The sequence below is a fragment of the Marinobacter sp. genome, assembly GCF_041686475.1.
In the GTDB taxonomy this organism is placed as follows: domain Bacteria; phylum Pseudomonadota; class Gammaproteobacteria; order Pseudomonadales; family Oleiphilaceae; genus Marinobacter.
On sequence record NZ_JAWLDU010000052.1, the window covers coordinates 1 to 8,637 of the forward strand.

Here is an 8,637-nt window from a genome sequence, read left to right on the forward strand (position 1 = left end):
CCGGGCAGTTCCGTGCGGCCCTTGACGCCGCCGAAGGCGGAGCCTTTCCAGACCCGGCCGGTCACCAGCTGGAACGGGCGGGTGCGGATTTCCTCGCCTGCGCCGGCCACGCCGATGATGATGGATTCACCCCATCCTTTGTGGCAGCACTCCAGGGCTGAACGCATCACGTCCACATTACCAATGCACTCGAACGAGTAGTCCACACCGCCGTCAGTCAGTTCAACAATGACTTCCTGGATGGGTTTGTCGTAATCCTTTGGATTAACCACATCTGTAGCACCCAGCTGTTTTGCGATGTCGAATTTGTCGGGGTTGATGTCGATGGCGATAATGCGGCTGGCGCTGGCCATGGTGGCGCCGATTATAGCCGCCAAACCGATACCACCAAGACCGAAAATGGCCACGGTTGCGCCCTCTTCCACCTTGGCAGTGTTCAATACCGCACCGATGCCCGTGGTGACACCGCAGCCCAGCAGGCAGACTTTCTCAAGCGGTGCTTCCTTGGGGATTTTCGCCAGGGAAACTTCTGGTAACACGGTGTATTCAGAGAACGTGGAACAGCCCATGTAATGGTAGATGGGCTCGCCCTTGTAGGAGAAGCGGGAAGTACCGTCCGGCATAACGCCCTTGCCCTGGGTTTCACGCACAGAGCCACACAGGTTGGTTTTGCCGGAGGTGCAGAATTTGCATCTGCCACACTCTGCGGTATACAGCGGAATCACGTGGTCACCCACTTCCAGGGATGTCACGCCCTCGCCAACGGCTTCGACGATGCCGCCGCCTTCATGCCCGAGGATAGCCGGGAAGTTACCTTCGGAATCGGCTCCGGAAAGGGTGTAGGCATCGGTATGGCAGACACCGGTGGCAACGATACGCACCAACACCTCTCCTTTCTGGGGTGGGGCGACGTCCACTTCTACAATTTCAAGCGGCTTGTTGGGGGCAAAGGCCACTGCGGCACGGGATTTGATCACTGTCAGACTCCTTGGCAACAAATTCGGAATTGAATATCTCGGGTTTTACGGGTTTGACGCATTGTAGACGACCGGTCTAATATAACAACCATGACACCAAACGACACGCGCAATCACATCCTCCAGACCGGGGCCGACCTGATCGGCCAGAAAGGCTTTGGAGCCACCGGTATCAACGCCGTACTGACCTCCGCGGGTGTCCCCAAGGGCTCTTTTTACCATTACTTTAGCAGCAAGAACGATTTCGGGCTGGCTGTGATCGACACCTTTGCCCAGGAATACGACACCGAACTGGATCAGATTCTCAACGACACCAGCCGCTCCTGCGTGGATCGTATTCGTGCCTATTTCGACAGCGGTCTGAAGACCATGTCCAACTGCGAGTTCACACGTGGTTGCCTGATCGGCAATCTCGGCCAGGAACTGGCAGGGCAGAACGAAACCTTCCGCCGGCGGCTCGACACGGTATTCCAGGGCTGGGAAAGACGCTTTGAACTCTGTATTGAAGAAGCGCGACTGGCAGGGGATGTGGATGAATTCATCAACCCGGCCGACGCTGCCAGTTTCCTGCTTTCGGGCTGGGAAGGTGCCATCCTGCGGGCCAAGGTACTGAAGTCCACGGAACCCATGGAGCGATTTGTACGGGTCTTCTTCCGCCAGTGTCTCGGCATCACTTGAGTCCTGGGCTGATATTTTTTCCATTACTTTTTCGTAGACTGGTCTAATTATTTTTGATGGTTATGGAAACGGTGATTGATGTCTGGGGCGAGGATAAGGTAGGCGTGCGCATCAGCAGTGACCGCTGTGACCTGGTAACTTTTGGCCGCCCCTTTATCGCCAATCCGGACCTACCGGAGCGCTTCCGCCAGCACGCCGAACTGAACAACTGGGACGACAGCACCTTTTATGGCGGTGACGAACACGGCTACACCGATTACCCGACTCTCAAGGAACTCCAGATGACCACCTGACAGATGCAGAAAACTGATTTGCCGGGCTAGTCGTATCCCTGTATTCAACCAACGAGGCAAGGGCTTGCATTGCAAACACTATACTGGTTTACCCGTGATCTGAGGCTGCATGACAATGCAGCTCTGCTGGCGGCCTCAAAGTCCGATATGTTGCTGTGCGTGTACGTAGTCAATCCACGCTGGTTCGCACCGGGCCCGTTCCAGTGCCGAACCCTGGGTGATCATCGCTGGCGCTTTCTCTGGCAAAGCCTGATGGCGCTGGAACGCAACCTTCGGTCGCTGGGGCAGCGGTTGCACATCGCCTTCGGCGATCCCCAGGTGGTGATTCCCGAACTGGTGCATAATCACCAGATCGGGCGTGTGATACGGTCGCGCCAGCCGGGCACGCGGGAATCCAGCGAGTGGGAAGCGGTGAAAGACAAACTTCCCGGAACGGTTTTTCAGCAGTTCGAGACCCTTGGTCTGTTCACTGAAGGCTCACTCCCAGTGGAGTTGGATAATCTGCCGGATACCTTTTCGCAGTTCCGCAAACTGGTGGAGCAGAACGGCGAAGACAATTTCGGGCGGCTTCGCATCCGCACACTGACCGCGCTACCACCGGCCCCGGGATATCCGGAGGACAACCGGGGTGAGTGCCCGGCAATTCCAGAACCCCTCCACCCGGTCCGGTTCACCGGCGGTGAATCGGCTGGCCTGGAGCATCTGCACGACTATCTGTTCGTCAACCACCTCATCGACCACTACAAGGAAACCCGCAACGCACTGGATGACCCCGACGCTTCTTCCAGGTTATCGCCCTGGCTGGCCAATGGCTCGCTTTCTGCGCGGGAAGTGGCCGACACCATCACCGATTATGAAAACCGGCACGTCAAGAACGAGTCCACCTACTGGTTGTGGTTCGAGTTGCTGTGGCGGGAATATTTCTATTGGTACGCACTGAAGCATGGTTCTGACCTGTTTCGCCGTGATGGCGTACAGCAGAAGAAACGCTCCGCCTCGTTCTATCCCCATCGCTTCAAAGCCTGGTGTGCCGGTAGTACGGAATACCCGCTGGTAAATGCGGCCATGAACCAGTTGCGGGAAACCGGCTACATAAGCAACCGCAGCCGGCAGATCGTCGCCAGTTGCCTGGTGAACGAACTGGAGCTGGACTGGCGCTATGGTGCTGCCTGGTTCGAGGAGCAGTTGGTTGATTACGACGTAGCCAGCAATTACGGTAACTGGCAGTATCAGGCGGGTGTAGGCGCCGACCCCAAGGGCCCACGTCACTTCAACCTGGAAAAGCAGGAAAGGCAGTTTGACCCCGATGGCGAATTCATACGGCGCTGGCGGGGAAACGCAGACCAGCCGGTTGGCCTGCACCTGGTTGATGCCGCCGACTGGCCAGTGTGATACTGGCTATCCATAACGGAAGGACACCCTGGCCATGCCCACAACCCAGCAAGCCCTTGCCAGAATCATTGATACCTGCCAGCCCGCCACGCTTGTGGTATGCGGCAGCGTGGCCAGCGAGGTGGGCAGCCACTGGTGCCGGCATCACAGCGAGTCAGCCATGACAAAGCTGGATGCCAACTCCCCCAACGAGGCCTTTCCGCTCCCCCGGACCCAGGACCTGGCACTGGTTACCGACACCCTGGAACACCTGAGCCACGAACAGGGGGAAGTCCTGCTGGGCCAGCTCCGCAACTACGGCACGCACCAGATTGCCGTGGTCGTGGCAGACAGCCCCGGTTGGGCATTTACCGACTTCATCGGCCTGGGCTTTCGACGGCAGGCAGAACTGGGGGAAGAGGACATTCCGCTCACTCTATACACCTACAACATCGACAGCTACAACCACAAACGCGCCTGGAACAACCCCGACAACTGGGCCAACCCGGAAATGTGGGACAAGGCCTGGTGGTGAACTTCAACGAATCCGACCTTTCCCGCATCATTGAGATGGCCTGGGAAGACCGCACCCCGTTCGAAGCTATTGAAAGCCTGTATGGCCTGCAGGAAAAAGACGTTATCGGATTGATGAGACGGGAGCTGAAGCCCGGCAGCTTCAGGCTCTGGCGAAAACGGGTCAGCGGGCGCAAGACCAAGCACCGGGCACTGCGCCCGGCGGGAGTGTCGCGTGGGTATTGCCCGACCCAGTATAAGCGTCAGTAGGTCACAGGCGGCCGATCACTCCCAGGTTGCGCCTGCAAGGCTCGAGATAGGACGTTCCAAACAGATTGTAGTGGTTCAGGGTGTGGTAGAGGTTATAGATGGCCCGTTTGGTATTGTAGACCTGTGTTCTGGGGTAAATCTGATCATAGGCACGGTAGAAGGCCGTTGAGAAGCCCCCGAACAGTTCCGTCATGGCGATGTCTGCTTCCCGGTCGCCATAATAGACCGCAGGATCAATCAGCCAGGGGCCCGCGTTGTCGAACAGCACATTGCCGGACCAGAGGTCACCATGCAGCAGGCTGGGATGTTCGCAGTGCTCGTTCAGCAACTGCGCCAGGGTATCGCCCTTGTTCCCGAGAACCGTCGCAAATTCAGTCCTGACCTGCGGATTGCGAATCATCCCGACCTGAGCACCCAGGCGGTCTTCGACGAAAAATTCACCCCAGTCGTCCGTCAGGCGATTCTTCTGTGGTGACAACCCGATCATATTGTCGCTATCAAACCCGTATTGGGCCTGACGAACGGCGTGCATGCGCGCCAGCCCCTCGCCCAGCATCGTCATCGCAGCTTCACTTGCCGGGCCCGGGCTGATGCGGGGCATGACAAGTTCCCGCTCAGACACTGACCTTGCCCGGGGGACACGAACTTCACTGACACCCGCATCTCTCAGCGTCTGCGCGAGTAACTCGAGCCCCCTGGCTTCGTATAACAGCGCATCGGGAAAAGACGTGGAATTGATTTTGATGTAATCAGCCATATTCACAGTATAACCATGACCGGGAAGTAACCCCCAAACCCCTTGGTTTTGTCGCAGCCTTGGTGGATCATGGTACCGCAAAGATACTTCGACAAAGGTAATAGCCAATGGCTACTTTCAGCGAAAGCAAGGCAAACGAACAGTTGAACACCGAAGCCGACAAGGTTCGCCGTGATGATGTGGCCGATCTGCTTGGCCGCCAGAAAGCCATTGAGGATAAGGTCAAAAGCAGCGGTAAGTTGCGCCGATTCAGCACCGATATCCGACTGATGTTTTCCATGCTACGGGACTATTGGCAGGGGAACTATCGGGCAGTGCCGTGGAAAAGCATCGCGGCCATCGCCGGTGCCCTTATCTATGTGCTGAATCCCCTGGACCTGATTCCGGACCTGCTTGTGGGAATCGGCTTTCTGGATGATGCCGGTGTCGTGGCCGCCTGCCTCGCTTTCGTGGAATCCGACCTGCTTCGTTATGCAGCATGGAAGGAACGGGCCGAACAAAACGACACCACAACGGTGCATGACTACCAATAACGCGCAATGTCAGAGCAATTGATAGCCTGCCGGTCCGTTTGAATGCCCCTCAGTGGGGCATTTATCTCCTGAAGTCCACTCACCTACCAGACATTGCATTAAAATGGACCACTCCTTGTGTGGGTCATACGCTATCCATGCACCCCCGGAATGCATCAAGAATTCGACGAATAGCCCGCTCTGACAACAAACACGGCTCCAACTGCCAGAGTGGCCTGGCTTTTGCTGTCTCTTTTGCATTGGGAACGGCTGGATATCGACTTTTCACATCCGGTGGAGAGCGTGTTCAGGAGAGGGTCATGGTTATGCTGATACAAACCCCACCCGAGGGTATCTACGACGAACTGTTCGACGAAGATAACCGGGTACGACCCAGCTGCCGGATGCTGGAAGACTGGCTGATCAAGTCCGACGAGGATCTGCTGGCCGAGAAACGTCGCGAAGCGGATGTGCTTTTTCAGCGCCTGGGCATCACGTTCAACGTCTACGGCGAGGACCAGGGCGCCGACCGCCTTATTCCCTTCGACCTGATACCAAGGGTGATTTCCGCCGCTGACTGGCAGAAACTGCAAGCCGGATTGCGCCAGCGGGTTCAGGCTCTGAACCGTTTCCTGTGCGACATTTACCACGATTTCGACATTATCCGTGCCGGGGTCATCAACGCCGAACAGGTGTTTGCCAATCCCCAGTACCAGCCCGGCATGCAGAACCTGAAACTGCCCCGGAACCTGTATTCCCACATTGCCGGCATAGACCTGATCCGCCATAACGACGGTGACTTCTACGTGCTGGAAGACAATCTCCGCTGCCCCAGCGGCGTGTCCTACATGCTGGAAAACCGCCGCATGATGATGCGCCTGTTCCCGGAACTGTTTGCCCAGGCGCCGGTTGCGCCAGTGGACCACTACCCGGCACTGCTAGGGGAAACCCTGAGCGCTGCGTCCCTGAAGCCCAACCCCACGGTGGTGGTGCTCACCCCAGGGCGATTCAACAGCGCCTACTTCGAGCATGCCTTCCTGGCGCGTCAGATGGGCATCGAACTGGTGGAGGGCGCCGACCTGTTCATCCGCCAGAACAGGGTCTACATGAAGACCACCGTCGGCCCCCAGCAGGTGGATGTCATTTACCGGCGGATCGACGACGACTTCCTCGACCCCCTGGCCGGCAACCCTGACTCCATGCTTGGCGTACCCGGTCTTTATGCCGCCTACCGCAGTGGCAACGTAGTACTTGCCAACGCCATGGGTACCGGCGTGGCAGATGACAAATCCATCTATCCCTATGTGCCGGACATGATTCGCTTCTACCTGAACGAAGAGCCCATCCTGAAGAACGTGCCCACCTGGCAGTGCCGCAAACCCAAGGACCTTCAATACGTGCTGGACAACCTGGCGGAACTGGTGGTCAAGGAAACCCAGGGCGCAGGCGGCTACGGCATGCTGATCGGCCCCAATGCGAGCAAAAAAGAGCTCAACCACTTCCGCACGCTGCTGAAAGCCCGGCCCGATAACTACATCGCCCAGCCTACCCTGAGCCTGTCTACCTGCCCCACCTTTGTGGAGCAAGGCGTAGCGCCCCGACACCTGGACCTGCGGCCGTTTGTACTCTCCGGCAAGAAGGTCCAGATGGTGCCCGGCGGCCTGACACGTGTGGCTTTGAAAGAAGGATCGCTGGTGGTGAACTCGTCCCAGGGGGGCGGCACCAAGGACACCTGGGTACTGGAGGGCGACCAATGCTGAGCCGCGCCGCATCAAGTCTGTTCTGGATGGCGCGCTATCTGGAACGCGCCGAGACCCAGGCCCGCCTGCTGGACGTCAGCCTGACCATGGCATTGATCGACGTGCCGGAGGACCGCGAGGAGCAGCTGTCTGTTCCGTTACTGGTGACCGGCACCCGGGAAGTGTTTGACGAACTCTACAACGACATTACCCCCCAGAACCTGATCGATTTCCTGGTTCTGGATGATCGTCATCCCGCCAGTGTGTTCAGCGTTATACGCAGTGCCCGGGACAACGCCCTGCACGTTCGGGGCAACCTGTCGGCGGACGTGTGGGAAAGCATCAACCTGGCCTGGATGGAGCTGAAGGAGCTGCGCCACAAGGGCGTCTCCGAATCCAACGCCAGCCGGGTGTTCGACTGGACCCGGGAACGCTCCCACGTGTTCCGTGGTGCTGCCTACGGCACTCTGTTGCGTAACGATGCCTTCCACTTCCTGCGCCTGGGCACATTTATCGAACGCGCCGACACTACGGCAAGGGTTCTGGATATCCGCCATCACATGGCCACCAAATCCCTGGAAGGCCACCCCACGCAATCGTTCTTCGAGTGGACCGCCCTGCTACACTCACTGGCCGCCTTCGAGGCCTACCAACATACCTACGGCCATAACATCGAACCCATGAACGTGGCGGAACTGCTGATTCTCAAACCGGATGTACCGCGCTCGCTGCGGGCGTGCCTGCAGGAAATTGCGGGCCTGCTGGAGCAGATCCAGAGTGGTGATGCCCGCCGCGCCAGGCGCCTGGCCTCCAGCCTGTACGCCAATATTCACTACGGCGACCGGGAATACATTGAAGAGCGTGGGCTGCACGAATATCTGACCGATTTTCTGGAACGCATACAGCGCATCTCCGGCCAGATCCAGAAAGACTACATGGGGTGGAAACAATGAAACTGAATATCCTCCATGACACGACCTACACCTACGATGCGCCGATGCACAACAGCATCCAGTACCTGCGCCTGACCCCACGCAACACACCGCAACAGCGCATCCTGGAATGGCACCTGAGCACTCCGGGCGACACCAGCCAGATGATTGACGGCTTCGGCAACCAGGTCACGGTGATGACCATGGACAAGACCGTCTCCAAAATCACCTTGACCGCCGAGGGTGTGGTGGACCTGACCGGCAAACCGCTGACCCGGGATGACTCGCCATTTCCACCGGAAGTGTTCCTGCGCCACACTCCGCTGACGGAAGCCGACAAGGCCATCAAGGCATTCGCCAGCCAGTTCTCCCCCAACAAGCGCAGCCTGGTGAAGATGATGAACCGGATTCTGGAACATATTCAGTTCCTCCCCGGCGTCACCACCGTTACCCACACCGCCGCCGAAGCCTTCAAACAGAAAGCCGGCGTGTGCCAGGACCATACCCATGTTTTCATTTCCTGTTGCCGCCACATCGGGGTTCCGGTTCGGTACGTCAGCGGTTATATCCATACCTTCAGCGACGATCACCTGGC

The 8,637-nt window shown here is 58.0% G+C and carries 10 protein-coding genes and 1 pseudogene; 9 read left to right on the forward strand and 2 right to left on the reverse strand.

Going from position 1 to position 8,637, the window contains the following annotated elements; all coding sequences use genetic code 11:
• The coding region (locus ACESMB_RS11745) for an S-(hydroxymethyl)glutathione dehydrogenase/class III alcohol dehydrogenase (RefSeq protein ID WP_372971607.1) at positions 1 to 977 on the reverse strand (977 nt) is incomplete at its 3' end.
• A 90-nt stretch (positions 978 to 1,067) separates the two neighbouring features.
• Here ACESMB_RS11745 and ACESMB_RS11750 point away from each other — a divergent pair.
• From ACESMB_RS11750 to ACESMB_RS11770, 5 genes and pseudogenes are all read left to right on the forward strand, one after another.
• Positions 1,068 to 1,655: a TetR/AcrR family transcriptional regulator gene (locus ACESMB_RS11750; protein WP_372971608.1), complete on the forward strand. Its 588-nt coding sequence runs from the start codon at positions 1,068 to 1,070 to the stop codon at positions 1,653 to 1,655.
• Positions 1,656 to 1,759: 104 nt separating this feature from the next.
• A pseudogene (locus tag ACESMB_RS11755) lies at positions 1,760 to 1,948 on the forward strand (alkene reductase); the annotation flags it as partial.
• 69 nt (positions 1,949 to 2,017) lie between these two features.
• Positions 2,018 to 3,340, forward strand: coding sequence for a DASH family cryptochrome (locus ACESMB_RS11760; RefSeq protein WP_372971609.1), 1,323 nt, complete (start codon positions 2,018 to 2,020; stop codon positions 3,338 to 3,340).
• 34 nt (positions 3,341 to 3,374) lie between these two features.
• The gene (locus tag ACESMB_RS11765; protein WP_372971610.1) at positions 3,375 to 3,854 is read left to right on the forward strand and encodes a DUF6231 family protein; all 480 of its coding nucleotides are present in this window, start codon (positions 3,375 to 3,377) and stop codon (positions 3,852 to 3,854) included.
• Positions 3,848 to 4,102, forward strand: a complete 255-nt coding sequence (locus ACESMB_RS11770; protein ID WP_372926497.1) for a TIGR03643 family protein — start codon at positions 3,848 to 3,850, stop codon at positions 4,100 to 4,102. The genes ACESMB_RS11765 and ACESMB_RS11770 overlap by 7 nt, the downstream gene beginning before the upstream one ends.
• A 1-nt stretch (position 4,103) precedes the next feature.
• Here ACESMB_RS11770 and ACESMB_RS11775 read toward each other — a convergent pair whose 3' ends face one another.
• Positions 4,104 to 4,859: a fructosamine kinase family protein gene (locus tag ACESMB_RS11775; protein WP_372971611.1), complete on the reverse strand. Its 756-nt coding sequence runs from the start codon at positions 4,857 to 4,859 to the stop codon at positions 4,104 to 4,106.
• A gap of 107 nt (positions 4,860 to 4,966) precedes the next feature.
• Between ACESMB_RS11775 and ACESMB_RS11780 the strand changes: the two genes are divergently transcribed.
• The 4 genes from ACESMB_RS11780 to ACESMB_RS11795 all read left to right on the forward strand — a co-directional run.
• A complete protein-coding gene (locus tag ACESMB_RS11780) occupies positions 4,967 to 5,392 on the forward strand; it encodes a YkvA family protein (protein WP_372926499.1) in 426 nt (141 codons plus the stop codon).
• Positions 5,393 to 5,697: 305 nt separating this feature from the next.
• On the forward strand, positions 5,698 to 7,131 hold the full coding sequence (locus ACESMB_RS11785; protein ID WP_372971612.1) for a circularly permuted type 2 ATP-grasp protein: 1,434 nt from the start codon (positions 5,698 to 5,700) through the stop codon (positions 7,129 to 7,131).
• A complete protein-coding gene (locus ACESMB_RS11790; RefSeq protein WP_372926501.1) occupies positions 7,125 to 8,063 on the forward strand; it encodes an alpha-E domain-containing protein in 939 nt (312 codons plus the stop codon). Before ACESMB_RS11785 ends, ACESMB_RS11790 begins: the two co-directional genes overlap by 7 nt.
• Positions 8,060 to 8,637 (forward strand): transglutaminase N-terminal domain-containing protein (locus ACESMB_RS11795; protein ID WP_372971613.1); only part of this gene is annotated, 578 nt, incomplete at its 3' end. The genes ACESMB_RS11790 and ACESMB_RS11795, both read left to right, overlap by 4 nt.

Excerpts from the sequence above, each read along its gene's own strand:
- ACESMB_RS11750 (WP_372971608.1), top strand. The coding sequence starts at position 1,068 with ATGACACCAAACGACACGCGCAATCACATCCTCCAGACCGGGGCCGAC.
- ACESMB_RS11765 (WP_372971610.1), top strand. The coding sequence starts at position 3,375 with ATGCCCACAACCCAGCAAGCCCTTGCCAGAATCATTGATACCTGCCAG.
- ACESMB_RS11775 (WP_372971611.1), bottom strand. The coding sequence starts at position 4,859 with ATGGCTGATTACATCAAAATCAATTCCACGTCTTTTCCCGATGCGCTG.
- ACESMB_RS11780 (WP_372926499.1), top strand. The coding sequence starts at position 4,967 with ATGGCTACTTTCAGCGAAAGCAAGGCAAACGAACAGTTGAACACCGAA.
- ACESMB_RS11785 (WP_372971612.1), top strand. The coding sequence starts at position 5,698 with ATGCTGATACAAACCCCACCCGAGGGTATCTACGACGAACTGTTCGAC.
- ACESMB_RS11790 (WP_372926501.1), top strand. The coding sequence starts at position 7,125 with ATGCTGAGCCGCGCCGCATCAAGTCTGTTCTGGATGGCGCGCTATCTG.